Below are 18907 nucleotides of genomic sequence, written 5' to 3'. Positions count from 1 at the left end.
ATAGAAGTATATAAAGATGGAAGAAAAGAAAGACATATTAAAATGGCTAAACAGAGAAGCTTCTGATGAAGAATTTACACGTTTAAAAGAAAAAGATGCGTTTAAAACTTTAGAAAAAATTGCTCATTATTCGGCTCAAATAGAAACACCAAAAGTTGATGTTGAAAAAGCCCTTGCAGAGTTAAAATTGAAAATGCAAAACACCGGTAAAAAAGGGAAAGTTGTGCAATTTAATTATAAGAAACTCTATAAATATGCAGCAGCAGTGGTTGTGTTATTAACTACTTCTTATTTCTTTTTATTTAATACCAATGCTAATATTAAAACGGAGTTTGCACAAACAAAAAACTTCAATCTACCAGATAACTCAGAAGTAGTTTTAAATGCAAATTCAAAAATTTCGTATTCTAAAAAAGATTGGAAAGACAGTAGAAGTTTAACATTAAAAGGGGAAGCTTATTTTAAGGTTCAGAAAGGAAAAAAGTTTACTGTAAATACAGATATTGGTGAAGTTACTGTTCTTGGAACACAGTTTAATGTGAAAGAAAGAGAAAATTATTTTGAAGTAAAAACATATGAAGGTTTGGTAAGTGTTGCTTACAAAAATACTGTTGTAAAATTACCTAAAGGAACCATTTTTAAAGTAGTAAATGGTAAAATTGATAGTACACATACTTTTGATATAAATGAAAAAAATTGGTTGCAAAAAGAGTCTAATTTTAAAAGTACTGCTTTGCGATTTGTTTTAGAGGAATTAGAACATCAATTTGATTATACAATTGAAACAAAAGAAGTTGATTTAGACATTTTATATTCTGGTGGTTTTACACATACCGATATAAATATTGCATTACAATCTGTTACAATTCCGTTACAATTATCCTATAAAATTGAAGGTAAAAAAATTACTATCTTTAATTATGATAAATAAATTTCAACTATTATTAATTAGTTTATTATTAACAGTAAGTATTGCTTTTTCACAGAATACTTCTCATAAAGTAGCGCTTTCGTCTGTATTATTAGAGCTTGAGAAAACCTATGATATTAAATTTTCTTATTCTGATACGGATGTAAAAAACATTTTTATACAGCAACCAGAAAAAGGGATTACTTTAGATGAACTCTTATCTTTTTTAAACGAAAAAACATTTTTATATTTTAAAACTCTAGACAATAGATATGTAACTGTTTCCTTTTTAAATAAGTATATATCTATTTGCGGAACCGTTTTAGATTCAAAAAAATTAGAACCATTATTATTAACCTCTGTAAAAGTAAATGGTTACAAATTAGGAACAACCTCCAATAGTAAAGGTATTTTTTATTTAAAGAATGTGCCTGTAAATGCAACTTTAAGTCTTTCTTTTATCAGTTTTAAAACAAAAGTTATTACTGCTAAAGAATTGTTTTCTTCCAATTGTAATCAAATTTTTTTAGAAGAAGAAATAGCGCAATTATCAGAAATTAGAATGCGTAAATTTCTAACTTCTGGTTTGCAAAAAAATGTAGATGGAAGTACGGTTTTGAATACAGAGAAATTCGGAATTTTACCAGGTTTAATAGAACCAGATATTTTAAAAACTATTAAAATTCTACCTGGTGTAGAAAGTGTAAACGAAAGTGTTTCTAATATAAATGTTAGAGGCGGTTCAAATGACCAAAATTTAATACTTTGGGATGGAATTAAAATGTACCATGCAGGGCATTTTTTTGGTCTTATATCTGCATATAATCCTTATTTAACAAAGAAAGTATCTGTTACAAAAAACGGAACAAGTAGTGCGTTTTCAGACGGTGTTTCGTCTACCATAAATATGGAAACTTCTAACAGAATTACCAATAAGTTTTCTGGTGGTGGTGGTTTTAATTTATTAAGTGCAGATGCCTTTGTACAGGTTCCTATTAAAGAGAATTTAGAACTACATATTTCTGCAAGAAGATCTTTTACAGACCTTATAAATACACCCACATATAACAATTATTTTTCAAGAAGTTTTCAAGACAACTCTATCTCCTCTAGTGTTGTAAATAACACAGAATCAAACTTTTACTTCTATGATTATTCTTTTAAGGTTTTGTATAATATCAATTACAATCATTCCATTCGAACAAATTTTATCCATATAAAAAACAATTTAGAATATCAAGAAAAATACACTGCTAACAATACTACAATTGAAGAAAATAGTGCTCTAAAACAAGAAAATTTAGGTGTAAAAATAAATTGGGATGCCATTTGGAATTCTAAATTTTCCACTAATTTATCCGCTTTCTTTTCAGATTATAAAATAAATTCTTCCGATTATAATAAAGACACAGATCAGTTTAGAACACAGTTTAACAACGTGTTAGAAACAGCTATAAAACTGAATTCTAAATATGAATTTTCTGATGTTTTCCATTTTACTAATGGAATCGTTTTAAATGAAATTGGTATTAGAAATACCACCACTGTAAATGCGCCAACTTTTTCTAAAACAGTTAAAGATGTGTTGCTAAAAAGTGCTTTTTATTCGGAACTTGAATTTCATAAAAACAATACATATATGAGATTTGGCGTTCGTGCAAACTACTTTGATAAGTTTAAAAAACTGTTAGTAGAACCTAGAATAAATATCCGACAGCAATTAAATTCTGAATTTTCTTTAAAATTAGAAGGGGAATTTAAGAACCAAACTACAGCACAAAAAATAGATTTTGAAGATAATTTTTTAGGAATAGAAAAACGAAGATGGATTCTTTCTGACGATGAAAACACGCCTATTGTAAAAAGTAAACAAGTTTCTTTTGGTGCAGCATATTCTAAGAATAAGTTATATGTAGATATTACTGGTTTTCTTAAAAAAGTAGACGGAATTACAGCTGCTAACCAAGGCTTTTACAACAATACCCAAAACTTAAACTCTATTGGTAATTATGAGGTAAAAGGGTTAGAGTTTTTAATAAACAAACAGACTGAAAGTATTAGTACTTGGGTAAGCTATACGTATTCAAAAAACCATTATACATTTGATGTTTTTAATCCAAAAACATTTTCTAATAGTTTAGATATTTCACATTCATTAAGTGCCGCTTTTAATTATAGTTTTACTAAAAAGTTAAAAATATCTTTTGGTGGTGTTCTAAGATCTGGAAAACCTTATACAAAACCGGTTGTAGGAAATGAAACCATACAAAATGGAAATAGAACGATAGTAAATTATGACAATCCTAACAAAGAAAGATTAGAAAATTTCTTTAGATTAGATCTTTCTGGAAGTTATAACTTCGATTTTTATAATGCTATAAAAGCTACCATTCGTCTTGGTTTTACGAATATTACAGATAAAAAAAATATTATAGATTCTTACTATATTGTAGCTGATAATAGTGCTAATAATGTTACAAGAATAAACAATTATTCTTTGCCTTTTACTCCGAATTTAAGTTTTAGAGTACGTTTCTAATTAGAATTTCTATCCATTTTAATATGCGGAATTCCATCTTCTAAATACTCTTCGCTAACTTGAATAAATTGATGAGATTCATAAAATTTATTTAAATATTTTTGGGCAGAAATGGTAATTTCATCAACTTTAAAATGAATTTTTATGGCTTTTATAGAAGCTTTTATCAAGTCATGACCAAAACCATATTTTCTTTCTGAAGTAGCAACTACAACTCTACCAATACTTGCATTCTCAAAATAATCTCCTGGTTTAAAAATACGAGTGTATGCAACTATTGCATTATTTTTCGTTCCAAAAACATGCAAAGATTTTTGATCTTTAAAATCGATGTCTTGGTATACACAATCTTGTTCTACCACAAAAACTTCCGATCGTAATTGAAGAATATTGTACAATTCATTAATTGTAAGTTCATTAAATGATTTTGTTATAAATTCCATATACTTTAATAAATGCTTGTTTTCTAACTTTTTTTATTACGAAGAATAAAGCAATCTCTTTATTAACAGAGAGATTGCTTTATTCTTAGCTATGACAGATATTTAGCTAGCACAAGAAATTTTATTTACTCTTGTACCATGTCTTCCTCCTTCAAATTCTGTAGTAAGAAAAATATCTACAAAACCTATAGCCTGTTGTAAAGACACAAAACGTGCAGGAATAGTAAGAATATTAGCATTATTATGTTGTCTTGTTAATGCAACCAATTCGTTGTTCCAGCAAAGTGCAGCTCTAATACCTTGGTGTTTATTAGCTGTCATTTGTGCGCCGTTTCCAGAACCACAAAGAATAACACCAAGTGCTGCTTTACCACTTTCTACAGCATCTGCTGTTGGATGAATTGCATCTGGATAATCCATAGAATCATTTGTATCAGTTCCAAAATTTAGAACTTTATATCCCTTATTTTCTAAATGTTTTATAATTTCGAACTTGTATTCTGTTCCGGCGTGATCGTTACCAATGGCAATTGTCATAATAAGTTGATTTTAATTTAGTTGTCTGTCGCAAAAATACAGAAACTAACGGTTATCAACAGTTATAAACAATCAAAATTTTAGCATTTTTAATAACTCTTTAATTTTTAAGTTTTTAGCTTTTTAATACAATGTTAAGAAGTTGTAATGATAAACTCGTAACTTTATTTGGTAGTTCTATTTTTTATTACAATACAAGGGAGCTTACCACATAAACAACTTTTTTTATTAGTTTTTGATAAAAGTTTATCAACATAAAATTTACGTTTTGTTTACATGGAATTAGATATTAGTTGTTCAGAAAAAAAGTTAATAGCTGTTTATAACTATTGTTAACAACTCTATTTTTAAGTTGATTTTTAAGCTTTTAAATAGCTCATAAAGTGTAGATGCTTTTTAATAACTCATATATTAAAATAAAAAAATACAATTTTATAGTAGCTATTCACACACTATTATAAGCACCATTGTTTTTTAAAATTTAATAAAAGAAAAAAGTATTATAATATAGAATGTTGATAACTGTGAAAAAATAGAAATTTGTCATTTCTTAAAAGGAAGAATTTAAGAAAAAGAAAGTTTTTGAAATAGTAATAGTTTTAGATTTTGAAAAAATAAATATGAAAGAAAATAAGTTAGATTTAGATTAAACCGTTTTCTTTTCAGCTTTTAAAAGATATAAAGTGTCTTTTTGAACTTCAACAGTTTTTTCTTGAGATTCAAATTTATTTAACGAAGAATTTACCGTTATTACAGTAACAAAAATGCCTGTAATAAAGATAATAGCGAATAAAGTTATAATTTTATATAGATTTTTCATCTTAAAATAAATAGTCTCTTTCTATAAAGACGCATTATTTTAGAAATCGTTACAAATACTTTAAGATTTCTTTAACTTATTAAAACTATAATTTTAGAAAATAACAAGGAGAGGTATATAAATTAGTTAGTTGAAATAATCTAGCAGAAAACGGAATCTCTTAATTGCAAGAACAATTTTTGCTTTTAAATAATTATGAGAATCCTTATATTTCGGAATAATATCGCCGAATATATATTAAGCAGAGATTTTATTTCACCACAAACTGAATCGCTTTTTCTATAATTTTAACATTTACCGAGCCAGTTTCAATTAATTCTCCGTCTGCTTGAATAATTGGTTTCGAATTTTTTGGAATAATTGTAATTTCTTTCGTTTTGTAAGTTGCTACTTTTTTATGGTGTACAATTTTACCAGAATATAATTTAGGTAGGTTCACCACTAAATCTAAAAAAGTAAGGTTATTAACAATTGTAATATCTAATAAACCATTAGAAGAATTTACGTTTTCTGTAAACTGCATGCCACCACCAGAAAATTTACAAATTCCAAAAACTGTCATTAAACAGTTGGTTTCTATTATTTTATCATCAAAAATAATTTTAAATACAGATTTTTTATAAAAAATTAACCCATAAATTCCAGCCAATATGTAAGAAATAGTACCAAATTTTTTTAAAGATTTTAGTTTATCAACAATGTAACCATCATAACCTAAACCAGCTACATTATTAAAAAAGATAGTTTTATTATCTGTTTTTAAAATGCCAATATCTTGTAATATTATTTTCCTTTTATAGATGATTTCTATTGCTTTTTCAATTGAATTAGGAATGTTGTAAGTTTTAATCCAATCGTTTCCAGTTCCTAAAGGAAGCACTGCAATAGTTATATCAGAAGTTTTTACATACCTTTGCAGCATTATTCCGTTAACTACATTGTGTAGTGTGCCATCTCCACCAACAGAAATAATGTTTCTAAACCCTTTTTGAATCGCACTTTGTGTCAATTCAATTTCATGTTTAGAAAACTGAGTAAAAGCAAAAGAATAGTCTAAATTCTTGTTTTTTAGTAATTGTAGAATTTCCTTCCATCGTTTAGAAAAATTCCGATTTCCAGCAACAGGGTTTGCAATTACAAACCAAGAATTAGTATTGATTGTATCAATATAAGACATAAATTATAAATTAATAGTATGCCAAATTACAAAATAGATTCATAACAGTTTTTTAATACAAAATTGTTTGAATAATTGTAATTTGCAGAGTAGTCAATTTATTAAAATTATAAATTGACATAAATAATACAGTATAAATGACAAAAAAGAAGAAAAAAATATATAAAAAGAAAGGGAATGTTGTTAGAGACTTAACCAAAAATATATTTAAAGTTTTAAACGAAGACAGCACTAAAACTTATAATTACAAACAAGTTGCTGCAAAATTAAAAATTAATGATACGGATGGAAAAAATCAGATCATTCAGAAATTAGCAGAATTAGCTTCAGATAAAAAAATTAAAGAAACAGACAGAGGTAAGTTTCAAGTGAATGTAGATAAAAAATATTCTGTTGGTACCTTAGATATTACTTCTAACGGTAATGGGTATTTTATTAGTGATGATTTTGAAGATGATATTTTTATACCAAATAATAATTTAGGTAAAGGTTTGCACCAAGATACCGTTAAAGCTTATGTTTATAAAAAACGAAGTGGAAAGAAAATGGAAGCAGACGTTGTAGAAATTTTAAAACGTGCTAAAACCGATTTTGTTGGTGTTTTACAGAAAAATAAAGATAAAAATTTTGGTTTTGTAATTCCAGATAATAACAAAATGTATGCAGATATTTTTGTTTCAGAAAATAAAATGAATGGGGCAGAAGATGGTGATAAAGTACAAGCCACTATTTTAGATTGGCCAAAAAACTCAAAAAATCCGTTTGGTAAAATTACTACGGTTTTGGGTAAACCAGGAGAGCATAATACAGAAATGCATTCTATTTTACTAGAATATGATTTGCCTTATGAGTTTGAACCAGAAGTAGAAAAAGAAGCAGAAAATCTATCAATAGAAATAACAAAAGAAGAAATTTCTAAACGTAGAGATATGCGTAAAGATTTAACTTTTACGATAGATCCTAAAGATGCAAAAGATTTTGATGATGCATTATCTTTTACCAAATTAGAAAATGGTAATTACGAAATAGGAATTCATATTGCAGATGTTTCGCATTATTTAGAACCTAAAACTATTTTAGATGACGAAGCTTATAAAAGAGCAACCTCTGTTTATTTAGTAGATAGAGTAGTACCAATGTTACCAGAAATGTTAAGTAACGGTGTTTGTTCTTTAAGACCAAATGAAGAAAAGTTAACATTTTCTGCAGTTTTCGAAATTAATGAAAAAGCAGAAATAGTAGGAGAGTGGTTTGGTAGAACAGTAACATATTCAGACCAACGTTTTGCCTATGAAGAAGCACAAGCAATTATAGAAAACTGCACATTATCTGATGATATTCAATCTTATGAAATGCCTGTTGATATTTCTATTATTGATAAAGAATATACAGTAACACCAGAAATTGTAGAAGCTACTTTAAAGTTAGATGAATTAGCTAAAGTTCTTCGTAAAAAAAGAATGAAGCAAGGTGCTATTTCTTTTGATAGAGTAGAAGTGAAATTCGATTTAGATGAAGAAGCAAATCCAGTAGGTGTTTTCTTTAAAGAATCTAAAGATGCAAATAAATTAATTGAAGAATTTATGTTATTGGCAAATCGAAAAGTTGCCGAGTTTGTAGGTTTTTCTAAAGGAAAAGCAACAAATAAAACATTTATTTACAGAGTGCATGATGAGCCAGATGATGAAAAATTAGCTTCATTACAAAACATGGTTCGTAAATTTGGTTACAGCATAAATACAGATACCAAAGAAACTACATCAGACTCTTTAAATAAGTTATTAAGTGATGTGCATGGTAAGGCAGAATCTAATATGATAGAAACATTAACCATTAGAACCATGTCAAAAGCTGTTTATACAACCCAAAACATTGGGCATTATGGTTTGGCTTTTGACTATTATAGTCATTTTACGTCACCAATTAGACGTTATCCAGATGTAATGACACATAGATTACTACAGCACTATTTAGATGGCGGAGACACACCAAAAGCAGATAAGTATGAAGAAAAGTGTAAACATTCTTCAAATAGGGAAGAATTAGCTTCTAAAGCAGAAAGATCATCTATAAAATACATGCAAATTAAATACATGCAAGATCATAAAGATGAAATCTTTGAAGGTGTAATTACTGGCGTTACAGAATGGGGTATTTATGTAGAAATTGCTTCTAATAAATGTGAAGGAATGGTGAGAATTAGAGATATAAAAAGCGATTATTACGTGTACGATGAAGAGCAATATGCTATTATTGGTAAATCTTCTAAAAAAATGTATCAATTAGGTGATGAAGTAAAAGTAAGAGTAAAAAATGCCGATTTAGAACGTAAACATTTAGATTTTAATTTAATTGAAGAGTAAAATAGTATAGATTAAGATGATATTAACAACAACCCCAAATATTGAAAATTTTCAAATAGTAGACTATCTAGGAATTGTTACAGGTACTGCATATAATTCTAGTTATTCTTATAAAGGAATAAAAATGTCTTTTAAAGATATGTTTAATACTTCTAAATATTATGAAAATTATGCAGCAGGATTAGAATCTATTAAAGAAAAGGCATTTCAGAATTTAAAAGAGAATGCGATCAAATTAGATGCTAATGCTGTTGTTGGTATTCAATTAGATATAGAACCTGTTGCAAATTCAACCACTTTATTAGTTTCAATTACAGGAACTGCAGTAAAAGTGAAATAAATTTGTAGCTCATCACAATAAATTTTAATATTTACCTTTATTAGAATGGTATAATTATTGAATTAAATATGCTAATAAAACCTTTAAAAATGAAAAAAATAATTTTTATATGTACAATTTTTGTTGGTATAACAACCTTTGCACAAACTACAATAAATAATAATTTAGGAGATTTTACAACGCTGAAGATTTATAATGGTATCGAAGTAGAATTAATTAAATCTACAGACCAAAAATTAGAAATTACGGGCGATAAATCTGATATGGTAAAGATTAAGAATGTAAGTAACACATTAAAACTGTCTTTACCTTTTTCTTTAAAACCTTCAGACAACTCAGCTGAAGGGAAAGTTTTAATTAAACTTTACTACAATAAAAATATTGAGATAATTGATGCAAACGAAGGTGCAACTATTACAAGTAAAGACTTTAATCAAGATAAAGTAGAATTAAATGCACAAGAAAGAGCATTTATTAACTTAACTACAAAAACTAATTATTTAACTATTAGAGCTTCATCTGGTGGTATTATAAAAGTTTCTGGTACTGCAAAGAACCAAGAAGTAGCTGTAGATTTATATGGTATTTATCATGGTTATAATTTAAAATCTTCTGGTAATACCACCGTTAAAGCTGGTACAGGTGCACAAGCAGAAGTTACCGCAGGAGAAACTTTAAACGCTAAAGTTAGTTTTGGTGGTACTATTTTTTACAAAGGAAATCCAGAAGTTGTAAAAGATAAAAAAGTAATTGGTGGTATTATAGAAAAAAGAAATTAATAGAAGAATTAGAAAAGATTGCTATAACAACCTTTTTTGTATATTTGTAACTAATAAAATTTTAATAAGATGAATAGTTTATCTATATATTTCGGAATGATAGGTGGAATGCAAATAGCCATTATTGTTGTTGTAGTTTTACTTTTTTTTGGTGGAAAGAAAATACCAGAATTGATGAAAGGTTTAGGAAGCGGAATTAAAGAATTTAAAAATGCTGCCAAAGAAGAACCAGAAGAACAATTAGAAGAGAAGAAGTAAACTTAACTATTATTTTAAAACATAAAAAAGCTCAATTTGTATAAACAAGTTGAGCTTTTTAGTTTATTAAATCAAGAATTCCCCCAAACTTTTGACTTAATTTATTGTTCTGCAAATATAGTTTTGAAAATTGAAACTATTAAATTTTTGTTGCAAACAGGAACGTTTATGAGGTATTTGGGATAAACGGGAATGTTATTGTAATAAACTTTGCAAAGATTTTTTAGAAAATTTTCTTGAAACAGGAATATCTATTGGAATAAAATCTGATTTCAATAGATAGCCTCTAGCATTTCCAGAAATATCATCTATATAATTAGTATTTATAATATAACTTTTATGACATCTTATCATATTAGAATACTCTTTTAATTCGGTAGCTATTTTTGTTAAAGTTACTCTCAATATTTTTTCTTTTAAACCTTTTTCACTCTTTAAAAAGAAACTTGCATAGTTACCTTGAGAAGTAATGTAAACTAAATTCTCTATATGAAAAGTAATGGTCTCTTTTTCATTCTCAGAATTTATAGAAATTTTTTTGGCTATTTTTTTAAAAGAGCTAATTTCTTTTGCTCTTTTAATTGTTTTAATATTACATACCTTTTTTTCTCTTCTTTCTCTAATCTTTTTTTCATTAATAAAAATAAAGAAGGTTAAAGGAATTAAACTCACTAGAAACGTATAAAAAAGAAATTCTAAGAGACTTATTTTGATAAGATTATAAGGTTTTTTATAGATTTCGCCAAAGTACCATAAAACTATACCTATAGAGGTAACACCTATTGCCATTAATAAAATGTTTTTACCAATGGTCCAATTATCTTCATTAAAATAATCTTTAAAAATAAGTGCGGGAATGTATAAAACAAAAAAAGTTCCTAAAAAAGCAATAATGCCAATTCCTAAAGTATATTCTATAATTATTACTTCGATTTGAGAAAGGTAAAAGGGTCTAAAAATATATAAAAATAAAAATATAAATGCTCCATGAAAAAAACTTATTCTAAGTTTAAATTTTATTGATGGATTAAAATAATAAGGATTTGAAAGCCAATTAATAAACCATGTCATAGACAAATTAATGTTTTAAATTAAGTAATTAAATTTTTAAGTTCTTCTTTTTTAAAATTCCTAGAAACAGGTATTTGTATTGATAATAATTTAGATTCTAAAAAATAACCTCTAGCATTTCCTGAAATAGTATCCATATATGTTGAGTTTACAATATAAGATTTATGACATCTAATAAAAACGTTATGTTCTTTTAACTTAGTAGAAATAAGAGAAAGTGTAGTTCTTAATATCTGCTCTTCTATACCATTAGTTGTTTTCTTATAAAAACTAGCATAATTTGCTTGTGAAGTTATATAAACTAAATCGTTACTATTAAAAGTGATGTTTTCTTTATTATTTGTACCATAAATTGTAATTTCTTTTTCTTCTTTGTTTTTGTCTTTTTTAGGAACTTTCAAACTCATAATATCGTCGGATATTTTTTCTCTCTTGTGACGATGAAAAACTTCTTTATAATAAGTAACCATTACTATCGGAAAAATAGCAATTGAAAATGTATAACCAAATATATTTTTTAGATTTATTATCTGTAAATTGTCTGTAGCTTGCACTTTAGAATTATAAAACCAATTACAAAGACTTATTAATGTTACTAAAGTGGTAAGTAATAAAATATTTTTTCCAATAGTCCAATTCTCATCTTTAAAGTAATCTTTAAAAAAATAAGGTCCTCCTATAAATAGTACAAGCTGTACCAAAAAAGTAATAATACCATAGCCAAGACTATATAAAAATAAATTATTTTTTAGTTCAGCCATTCCAAAAGGCTGAAAAGCATAAACAAAAACAAAAATAAATAGACCTATTATTAAACTTAATAATAGACGAAATTTAGGTTCTGAATTAAAATAGTACGGTTTTGAAAACCAATTAATAAAAGGTTTCATTATAAATTGAAGTATTTAAGTTAAAAAAAAAATCAATTCTAAAACTTAAAGATAGTAAGTTTTAGAATTGATTTAAAAGCTTTTTATATTTTATTAAGAAGAATCTAAGAATCTCTCTTTTTAGGTTTTTGGTTTTTCATTGCTTCACCAATTTGGTTACTTGCGGTAAAACTTGCAACCATATCATTTAGCATAGTACTACCTGCTTGTGGTGAGTTTGGTAATAGAATTAAATTACTGTTGGTTTCACTACCAATAGACTGTAATGTGTCATAATGCTGCGTTACAACGATTAAAGCAGAAGCTTCTTGAGAATTAATACCAACTCTATTTAAAACGTCTACAGACTCTTCTAAACCACGTGCAATTTCACGTCTTTGGTCTGCAATACCTTGTCCTTGTAAACGTTTGCTTTCTGCTTCCGCTTTTGCTTTTTCAACAATTAGTATACGTTGTGCGTCTCCTTCATATTGTGCAGCTGTTTTTTCTCTATCAGCAGCATTAATTCTGTTCATTGCAATTTTTACTTGAGGATCTGGATCTATATCGGTAACTAAAGTTCTAATAATATCAAAACCATAATCCATCATCGCATCATTTAATTCTGCTTTCACAGCCAAGGCAATATCATCTTTTTTCACAAAAACATCATCTAATTTCATTTTTGGAACTTCTGCTCTTACAACATCAAATACATAAGAAGTTATTTGATCATGAGGATAATCTAATTTGTAAAAAGCATCATATACTTTTTCTGTAACTACTTTATATTGTACAGAAACTTTTAATTTTACAAAAACATCGTCTAATGTTTTTGTTTCAATAATTACATCTAACTGCTGAATTTTTAAACTCAACCTCCCAGCAACTTTGTCTATTAAAGGTATTTTTAAATGTAAACCAGATTGACGGATGCTATGAAATTTTCCAAAACGTTCTAAAATAGCGGCTGTTTGCTGTTTTACAGTAAAAATGGAAGCAAAAAGAAATAAAATAATTAATCCAATAAGAATGGGTAAAAAAGGTATCATAGTTATAATTTTAGTTGTTAATAATTGTTTTAGTAAAGATACTGAATTATAGTAGTTAATAATAGCATGCAGGGTAATAGATTTGTTACAGTTAAAATCAAAAAAGCCTCTCAATTTATTGAGAGGCTTCAGTTTATCTTAAAGAAATACTACAATTTTTCAATCGCGTTTTCGATTCTTTTTATGGTTTCTTCTTTACCAATCATTGCAATAATATCAAATAAATGTGGGCCAGCTAATTTACCAACTAAAGATAATCTTAAAGGTTGCATCACTTTACCAAACCCAATTTCTTTAGCAGTAATCCATTCTTTAATTTCTTTTTCTGTATTTTCTGATGTAAAATCTTCGATTGATGAAATTTGAGTAATTAATTCTTGCATCAATTCAGAAGTTCCTTCCTTCCAGTTTTTCTTAGAAGCTTTTTCATCATAAGTTACAGGAGTTTCAAAAAAGAAATTTGATAATTCCCAAAAATCATTTACAAATACAGCTCTTTCTTTTACAGATGAAACTACTTTTAAAACAAATTCTTTGTCTTTAGTAATTCCTTTTTCTGATAAAATAGGAAGGTATAAATCTGTTAATGCTGCATCATCTTTCGTTTGCATATATTGTTGATTAAACCAACTCGCTTTTTCTGGGCTAAATTTTGCACCAGATTTACTAACACGTTTCAAATCGAAAGCTTCAATTAAAGCTTCTAAAGAGAACAATTCTTGTTCTGTTCCAGGATTCCATCCTAAGAAAGCCAACATGTTTATAAACGCATCAGAAAAATAGCCATCTTCTTTATAACCACGTGAAACATCTCCGGTTTCTTCGTATGTATATTCTAAAGGAAACACAGGGAAACCTAGTTTATCTCCATCACGTTTGCTTAATTTTCCTTTACCAATTGGTTTTAAAATTAATGGCAAGTGTGCAAATTTAGGTGCATCCCAACCAAAAGCTCTGTATAATAAAACATGCAATGGCATAGAAGGCAACCATTCTTCACCACGAATTACATGCGAAATTTCCATTAAGTGATCATCAACAATATTTGCTAAATGATAGGTTGGCATTCCGTCTCCTTTAAATAAAATTTTATCATCTAAAGTATTCGTATCAATTTTAATATTTCCTCGAATTTCATCTTCCATTCTTAAAAGCTCATCTTGTGGCGTTTTAAAACGGATTACATAATTTTCACCAGAATTAATTCTGTTTTGTACTTCTTCATCAGTTAAAACTAATGAGTTCACCAAACGTCCTTTTGCTCTATTATGCCAGTTATAAATAAAGGTTTTTCCTTCAGCTTCATGCCCTTTTCTTTCAGCATCTAAAGCTTTAGGAGAATCAAAACAATAATATGCCCAATCTGTTTTAATTAATTTGTCTGCATATTCTTTGTACAATTCTTTACGTTCCGATTGTCTGTAAGGACCAAATTTTTCGTTCTTTCCTGGACCTTCATCAAACGGAATATTACACCATTCTAAAGCATCTATAATATATTGTTCTGCATTTGCAACATAACGCGTTTGGTCTGTGTCTTCAATACGTAAGACAAAAGTTCCGTTGTATTTTTTAGCAAATAAATAATTGTATAAAGCTGTTCTTACACCACCAATATGTAAAGGTCCTGTAGGACTTGGTGCAAAACGAACACGTACATTAGATTCCATTTTTTTATTTTTTTTTGATTCCTGCTTATGCTGGAAAATATATTTTATTGCACCTTAAAGAATATTTGAGATGCTTTTTTTCGTGCTGCAAAGATAGTTTTAAAAAGAGAGAATAGAAATTAGAGTATAGAAAAAAGACCTTCGAATTTCACAAAATAAAGTTTATAAAAAAACTGTCAAAATCCTTTTAATAACTTATTTCATTGCTAATCATCTCAAAAATAGTATTTTTATTAGTTGATTATGAGCGGATTCAAAACAATAGAACAAAAACTACATCAGTTTACCAGAAAATATTACGTAAACGAACTAATTAAAGGAATTATTTTATTCTTTTCTTTGGGGTTGTTATACTTATTTTTCACTTTATTTTTAGAGTATTTTTTATGGTTGAAACCAACTGCTAGAACCATCTTATTTTGGCTATTTATTTTAGTTGAAGTCTTTCTATTAATCCGTTTTATTGCGATTCCTATTTTTAAATTGATTGGTTTGCGAAAGGGAATATCTCTAGAATATTCTTCGAAAATTATTGGAAACCATTTTCCGCAAGTAAAAGACAAATTATTAAACGTTTTACAACTTAATGAGAATTCTAATCAGTCGGATTTATTATTGGCAAGCATCAACCAAAAAGCAGCAGAATTACAACCTATTCCTTTTGTAAAAGCAGTAGATTTTAGAAAGAATGCCAAGTATTTAAAATACGCAATTGTACCCGTTTTAATTTGGTTAATTATCTTAATATCAGGTAATAACGATGTTTTTACGAAAAGTTTAGACCGAGTTGTAAATCATAGAACTGCATATCTACCACCAGCACCTTTTGCTTTTTCTTTAAAGAATAAAAGTCTGCAAGTTGTTCAAGGAAAATCAATATTAATTGTTATTGAAACCAAAGGAGAAGTTTTACCTTCGGAAGCAAAAATAATTTATGATGATCAGCAATATTATTTAGAAAATAACCAAAACGGAACTTTCTCTTATACTTTTTCTGATGTTCAAAAACCCATTCACTTTTATGTAGCAGCAAATGGAGTTCAATCTCAAGAGTATCAAATAAAGGTGATTGATGTACCTACAATAAATAATATTTCGTTGTCATTAAAATACCCTTCTTATATTGGAAAGAAGAATGAGGTTATTCCGAACTCTGGAAATTTATTGGTACCAGAAGGAACATATATTATTTGGAATGTTGCTGCATCGCAAACAGACGAAATTGTATTTATTAACAATAACAAAAGAAATCTGTTTAAAAAACTTTCTACAGATAGTTTTGAATTTTCTAAACGAATTCGAAATTCGTTGAATTATCAAATTTCGTCATCTAATAAAAATTTGCAAGATTATGAGAATTTACAATTTTCCGTAAATGTGATCAAAGATGAAGTTCCAGAAATTTCTGTTCAAACAAATATAGATTCTATTTCTAGAGATGCAGCACAATTTGCTGGTCAGGTTTCCGACGATTATGGTTTGAATAAATTACAATTGGTGTATTACGACGAAAATAATCCGCAGGATTTAAAAACGCATTCTTTACCTATTTCAAAAGCAAATGTACAAACATTTTTTTATCAGTTTCCGGAAGGGTTAGATTTAGAAAAAGGAACCAATTATGAACTTTTTTTTGAAGTCTATGACAACGATGCTGTAAACGGAAATAAGAAAGCAAAAAGTAACGTTTTTAATTACAGACAAAAAACTAATGATGAAGTAGAAGAGGAGTTGTTGCAAGAACAAAGAAACACTATTAATAGTTTAGAAAACTCTATACAGAAACAACAAAAGCAACAAGAAGCGTTAGATAAAATTCAGGAAGAATTACAAAATAAGAAAAAAGTAAGTTGGAATGATAAAAAGAAAGTGGAAAGTTTTATAAAACGCCAAGAACAATATAAAAAGATGATGCAACATCAGACAGACAAGTTGCAAGAAAATTTAGACGAAAAAAAGGAAGAAAATCAAAATCTTCAGAATAAAAAAGAAGAACTTAAAAAACGTATAGAAGAACTTAAAAAAACCGATAGGCAACAAAAGCTTCTAGATGAAATCGCAAAATTAGCCGAAAAACTAAATAAGGAAGAGCTAGTTAAGAAAGCAAAAGAATTAGCACAACAAAATAAACAACAAGAACGTAGTTTAGAAAGAACTTTAGAATTGGTGAAACGTTTCTATGTGGAGCAAAAAACTATGCAGATTGCAAATAAATTAGATCAACTAGCAAAAAAGCAAGAAGATTTAGAAAAGGAGGAAACTTCAACTTTAGATGAACAAAAGAAAATAAACGAAGAATTTAAGGAGTTAAAAAAACAACTAGACGAATTGGCAAAAGACAATGAAAAATTAAAAGAGCCAATGGAATTACCAGATGTTGAAGATGAGGAAGAAGCTATTGATGAAGCGTTAAAAAAATCTGAGGAAAATTTAGAAAAACAAGACAAGAAATCAGCCAAGAAAAGTCAGAAAAAGAGTGCAGATAAAATGAAAGAGATGAGTGCTAAAATGCAAAAGGCAATGTTAGAAATGGAAGGAGAATCTATTGAAGAAAACATGGAAGACTTGCGTAAAATTTTAGAAAACTTAGTTACCTTTTCTTTTAAGCAAGAAAGTTTAATGAATAAGTTTAATGATATTTCAACTTCGCATCCAGATTTTGGTAAGGATTTAAAAGAACAGAATGATATTAGAACCTATTTTGAGCATATAGACGATAGCTTGTATGTTTTGTCTATGCGTTTGCCTAAAATATCCGCAAAAATACAAGATGACTTATCTACTGCGCATTACAATTTAGAACAATCTTTAGAAAATTTCTCTGAGAATAGGTTCGATAACGGAATATCAAATCAGCGGTATGTAATGACTTCTACAAACAATTTAGCAGATTATTTAAGTAACATGCTAAACAGTATGAAAAATGCTTCCATGAAAATGGGCAAAGGAAAGGGTAAAGGAAAAGGGTTTAGTCTGCCAGATATTATTAAAAAACAAGGAGAGCTTTCAGAAAAAATGAAAGAAGGAATGAAGAAAGGAAAGAAACTCGGAGATAAACCTGGGGACAAAGAAGGCAAAGGAAAAGAAGATAAAAAACCAGGTGATAAAGGGAAAACTGGTAAAGAAGGAAAAAATGGTGAAAATGGAGACAAGGGTAAAGATGGTAAAGGAGGTAAGTCTGCTGAAAATGGTAAAAACGGACAAGGAAATGGAACAGGAGAAAATGATGATTTAGATGGTGAATTGTATGAGATTTACAAACAGCAATCACAATTAAGACAACAATTACAAGACGCGATTAAGGAATCTGAAAACGGCAATCCGAATGGAAACGGAGATGCAAAAAAGGTTTTGAAAACGATGGAGCAGTTAGAAAATGAAATTTTAGAAAAAGGTTTTAATGGAGCAACTATTCAAAAAATGCAACGTTTAAATTATGAATTGTTAAAGCTTGACAAGGCCGCTTTAGAACAAGGGAAAGATAACAAACGTACTTCTAGCTCAAACTTAAAAGACACTCAAAGAAATAAAATAAAAGCTTTAGAATTTAAAAAGCAGTTTTACAATCAAATAGAAATTTTAAATAGACAATCGTTACCTTTGCAACAAAATTATAAACTAAAGGTTCGTGAATATTTTTCTGAACCAAAGAAGATAAAATAATGATTACCTTTAATTACGAAACTGATTTTACGTTAGAAAACGAAAGCTCTTTAGAAAACTGGATTCAGAAAATCATTTTAAAACATGATTGTGAAGAAGGTGAAATCAATTATATTTTTTGTGATGATGCATATCTTCACAAATTAAATGTGGAATTTTTACAACATGATACATTAACAGATATTATTAGTTTTGATAATTCCTTAGGGAAATTAATAAACGGAGATATTTTTATTTCTGTAGAAAGGGTTGAAGATAATGCCAAAGATTTTAAAGTTACATTTCTAGAAGAACTACAAAGGGTTATGATTCATGGCGTTTTACACTACATAGGTTTTACAGATAAGACCGAAGAAGATCAAAAAGAGATGACAAAGCAAGAAAATGCTTCTTTATTGATGTTAATTTAATGATAA

The 18907-nt window shown here is 27.9% G+C and carries 16 protein-coding genes; 8 read left to right on the top strand and 8 right to left on the bottom strand.

Going from position 1 to position 18907, the window contains the following annotated elements; all coding sequences use genetic code 11:
- Positions 1-16 precede the first annotated feature (16 nt).
- The gene (locus CW731_RS10890) at positions 17-931 is read left to right on the top strand and encodes a FecR family protein (RefSeq protein WP_100946751.1); all 915 of its coding nucleotides are present in this window, start codon (positions 17-19) and stop codon (positions 929-931) included.
- A complete protein-coding gene (locus CW731_RS10885) occupies positions 921-3449 on the top strand; it encodes a carboxypeptidase-like regulatory domain-containing protein (RefSeq protein ID WP_100947689.1) in 2529 nt (842 codons plus the stop codon). Before CW731_RS10890 ends, CW731_RS10885 begins: the two co-directional genes overlap by 11 nt.
- On the opposite strand, the gene CW731_RS10880 is transcribed toward CW731_RS10885, so the two are convergent.
- The 4 genes from CW731_RS10880 to CW731_RS10870 all read right to left on the bottom strand — a co-directional run bounded on the left by CW731_RS10880 (position 3446) and on the right by CW731_RS10870 (position 6426).
- On the bottom strand, positions 3446-3892 hold the full coding sequence (locus tag CW731_RS10880; RefSeq protein ID WP_100946750.1) for a GNAT family N-acetyltransferase: 447 nt from the start codon (positions 3890-3892) through the stop codon (positions 3446-3448). The two genes, CW731_RS10885 and CW731_RS10880, sit on opposite strands and share 4 nt — an antisense overlap.
- A gap of 102 nt (positions 3893-3994) precedes the next feature.
- Positions 3995-4429 carry a ribose 5-phosphate isomerase B gene (gene rpiB, locus CW731_RS10875; RefSeq protein ID WP_100946749.1) on the bottom strand — a complete coding sequence of 145 codons (435 nt, stop codon included), beginning with the start codon at positions 4427-4429 and terminating at the stop codon, positions 3995-3997.
- A 646-nt stretch (positions 4430-5075) separates the two neighbouring features.
- On the bottom strand, positions 5076-5249 hold the full coding sequence (locus CW731_RS15690; RefSeq protein ID WP_198519815.1) for a hypothetical protein: 174 nt from the start codon (positions 5247-5249) through the stop codon (positions 5076-5078).
- Positions 5250-5499: 250 nt separating this feature from the next.
- Positions 5500-6426, bottom strand: coding sequence for a diacylglycerol kinase family protein (locus CW731_RS10870; protein WP_100946748.1), 927 nt, complete (start codon positions 6424-6426; stop codon positions 5500-5502).
- Positions 6427-6563: 137 nt separating this feature from the next.
- Between CW731_RS10870 and rnr the strand changes: the two genes are divergently transcribed.
- The 4 genes from rnr to CW731_RS10850 all read left to right on the top strand — a co-directional run bounded on the left by rnr (position 6564) and on the right by CW731_RS10850 (position 10166).
- Complete coding sequence (gene rnr / locus CW731_RS10865) at positions 6564-8789, top strand: ribonuclease R (protein WP_100946747.1); 2226 nt, start codon at positions 6564-6566, stop codon at positions 8787-8789.
- A 16-nt stretch (positions 8790-8805) separates the two neighbouring features.
- Positions 8806-9129, top strand: a complete 324-nt coding sequence (locus tag CW731_RS10860; RefSeq protein WP_100946746.1) for a YbjQ family protein — start codon at positions 8806-8808, stop codon at positions 9127-9129.
- A gap of 89 nt (positions 9130-9218) precedes the next feature.
- Positions 9219-9908, top strand: a complete 690-nt coding sequence (locus CW731_RS10855; protein ID WP_100947688.1) for a head GIN domain-containing protein — start codon at positions 9219-9221, stop codon at positions 9906-9908.
- A gap of 69 nt (positions 9909-9977) precedes the next feature.
- Positions 9978-10166, top strand: a complete 189-nt coding sequence (locus CW731_RS10850; protein WP_100946745.1) for a twin-arginine translocase TatA/TatE family subunit — start codon at positions 9978-9980, stop codon at positions 10164-10166.
- A 195-nt stretch (positions 10167-10361) separates the two neighbouring features.
- Here the strand turns inward: CW731_RS10850 and CW731_RS10845 are convergent, their stop codons facing one another.
- From CW731_RS10845 to gltX, 4 genes are all read right to left on the bottom strand, one after another.
- Positions 10362-11237 carry a LytTR family DNA-binding domain-containing protein gene (locus CW731_RS10845; RefSeq protein ID WP_100946744.1) on the bottom strand — a complete coding sequence of 292 codons (876 nt, stop codon included), beginning with the start codon at positions 11235-11237 and terminating at the stop codon, positions 10362-10364.
- 20 nt (positions 11238-11257) lie between these two features.
- The gene (locus tag CW731_RS10840; RefSeq protein WP_157812223.1) at positions 11258-11998 is read right to left on the bottom strand and encodes a LytTR family DNA-binding domain-containing protein; all 741 of its coding nucleotides are present in this window, start codon (positions 11996-11998) and stop codon (positions 11258-11260) included.
- Positions 11999-12231: 233 nt separating this feature from the next.
- Complete coding sequence (locus CW731_RS10835) at positions 12232-13158, bottom strand: SPFH domain-containing protein (protein ID WP_198519814.1); 927 nt, start codon at positions 13156-13158, stop codon at positions 12232-12234.
- A 149-nt stretch (positions 13159-13307) separates the two neighbouring features.
- Positions 13308-14828, bottom strand: coding sequence for a glutamate--tRNA ligase (gene gltX / locus CW731_RS10830; RefSeq protein ID WP_100946742.1), 1521 nt, complete (start codon positions 14826-14828; stop codon positions 13308-13310).
- A 243-nt stretch (positions 14829-15071) separates the two neighbouring features.
- Between gltX and CW731_RS10825 the strand changes: the two genes are divergently transcribed.
- Both CW731_RS10825 and ybeY read left to right on the top strand, forming a co-directional pair.
- Positions 15072-18491 (top strand): DUF4175 family protein, encoded by a 3420-nt coding sequence (locus tag CW731_RS10825; RefSeq protein ID WP_100946741.1) that lies wholly within the window; start codon positions 15072-15074, stop codon positions 18489-18491.
- Positions 18491-18901 carry an rRNA maturation RNase YbeY gene (ybeY, locus tag CW731_RS10820; RefSeq protein ID WP_100946740.1) on the top strand — a complete coding sequence of 137 codons (411 nt, stop codon included), beginning with the start codon at positions 18491-18493 and terminating at the stop codon, positions 18899-18901. The genes CW731_RS10825 and ybeY overlap by 1 nt, the downstream gene beginning before the upstream one ends.
- The last annotated feature ends 6 nt before the right edge of the window (positions 18902-18907 follow it).

The organism is Polaribacter sp. ALD11 (assembly GCF_002831685.1).
GTDB lineage: Bacteria > Bacteroidota > Bacteroidia > Flavobacteriales > Flavobacteriaceae > Polaribacter.
Note: the sequence above shows the minus strand (reverse complement) of the source record. Positions and strands in the feature narration are given on the sequence as shown.

Bases quoted from the DNA above. Each gene is read 5' to 3' on its own strand.
- CW731_RS10825 (WP_100946741.1), top strand. From the start codon at position 15,072: ATGAGCGGATTCAAAACAATAGAACAAAAACTACATCAGTTTACCAGA.
- CW731_RS10870 (WP_100946748.1), bottom strand. From the start codon at position 6,426: ATGTCTTATATTGATACAATCAATACTAATTCTTGGTTTGTAATTGCA.
- CW731_RS10860 (WP_100946746.1), top strand. From the start codon at position 8,806: ATGATATTAACAACAACCCCAAATATTGAAAATTTTCAAATAGTAGAC.
- rnr (WP_100946747.1), top strand. From the start codon at position 6,564: ATGACAAAAAAGAAGAAAAAAATATATAAAAAGAAAGGGAATGTTGTT.
- CW731_RS10890 (WP_100946751.1), top strand. From the start codon at position 17: ATGGAAGAAAAGAAAGACATATTAAAATGGCTAAACAGAGAAGCTTCT.
- CW731_RS10855 (WP_100947688.1), top strand. From the start codon at position 9,219: ATGAAAAAAATAATTTTTATATGTACAATTTTTGTTGGTATAACAACC.
- gltX (WP_100946742.1), bottom strand. From the start codon at position 14,828: ATGGAATCTAATGTACGTGTTCGTTTTGCACCAAGTCCTACAGGACCT.
- rpiB (WP_100946749.1), bottom strand. From the start codon at position 4,429: ATGACAATTGCCATTGGTAACGATCACGCCGGAACAGAATACAAGTTC.
- ybeY (WP_100946740.1), top strand. From the start codon at position 18,491: ATGATTACCTTTAATTACGAAACTGATTTTACGTTAGAAAACGAAAGC.
- CW731_RS15690 (WP_198519815.1), bottom strand. From the start codon at position 5,249: ATGAAAAATCTATATAAAATTATAACTTTATTCGCTATTATCTTTATT.
- CW731_RS10840 (WP_157812223.1), bottom strand. From the start codon at position 11,998: ATGGCTGAACTAAAAAATAATTTATTTTTATATAGTCTTGGCTATGGT.
- CW731_RS10885 (WP_100947689.1), top strand. From the start codon at position 921: ATGATAAATAAATTTCAACTATTATTAATTAGTTTATTATTAACAGTA.
- CW731_RS10835 (WP_198519814.1), bottom strand. From the start codon at position 13,158: ATGATACCTTTTTTACCCATTCTTATTGGATTAATTATTTTATTTCTT.
- CW731_RS10850 (WP_100946745.1), top strand. From the start codon at position 9,978: ATGAATAGTTTATCTATATATTTCGGAATGATAGGTGGAATGCAAATA.
- CW731_RS10845 (WP_100946744.1), bottom strand. From the start codon at position 11,237: ATGACATGGTTTATTAATTGGCTTTCAAATCCTTATTATTTTAATCCA.
- CW731_RS10880 (WP_100946750.1), bottom strand. From the start codon at position 3,892: ATGGAATTTATAACAAAATCATTTAATGAACTTACAATTAATGAATTG.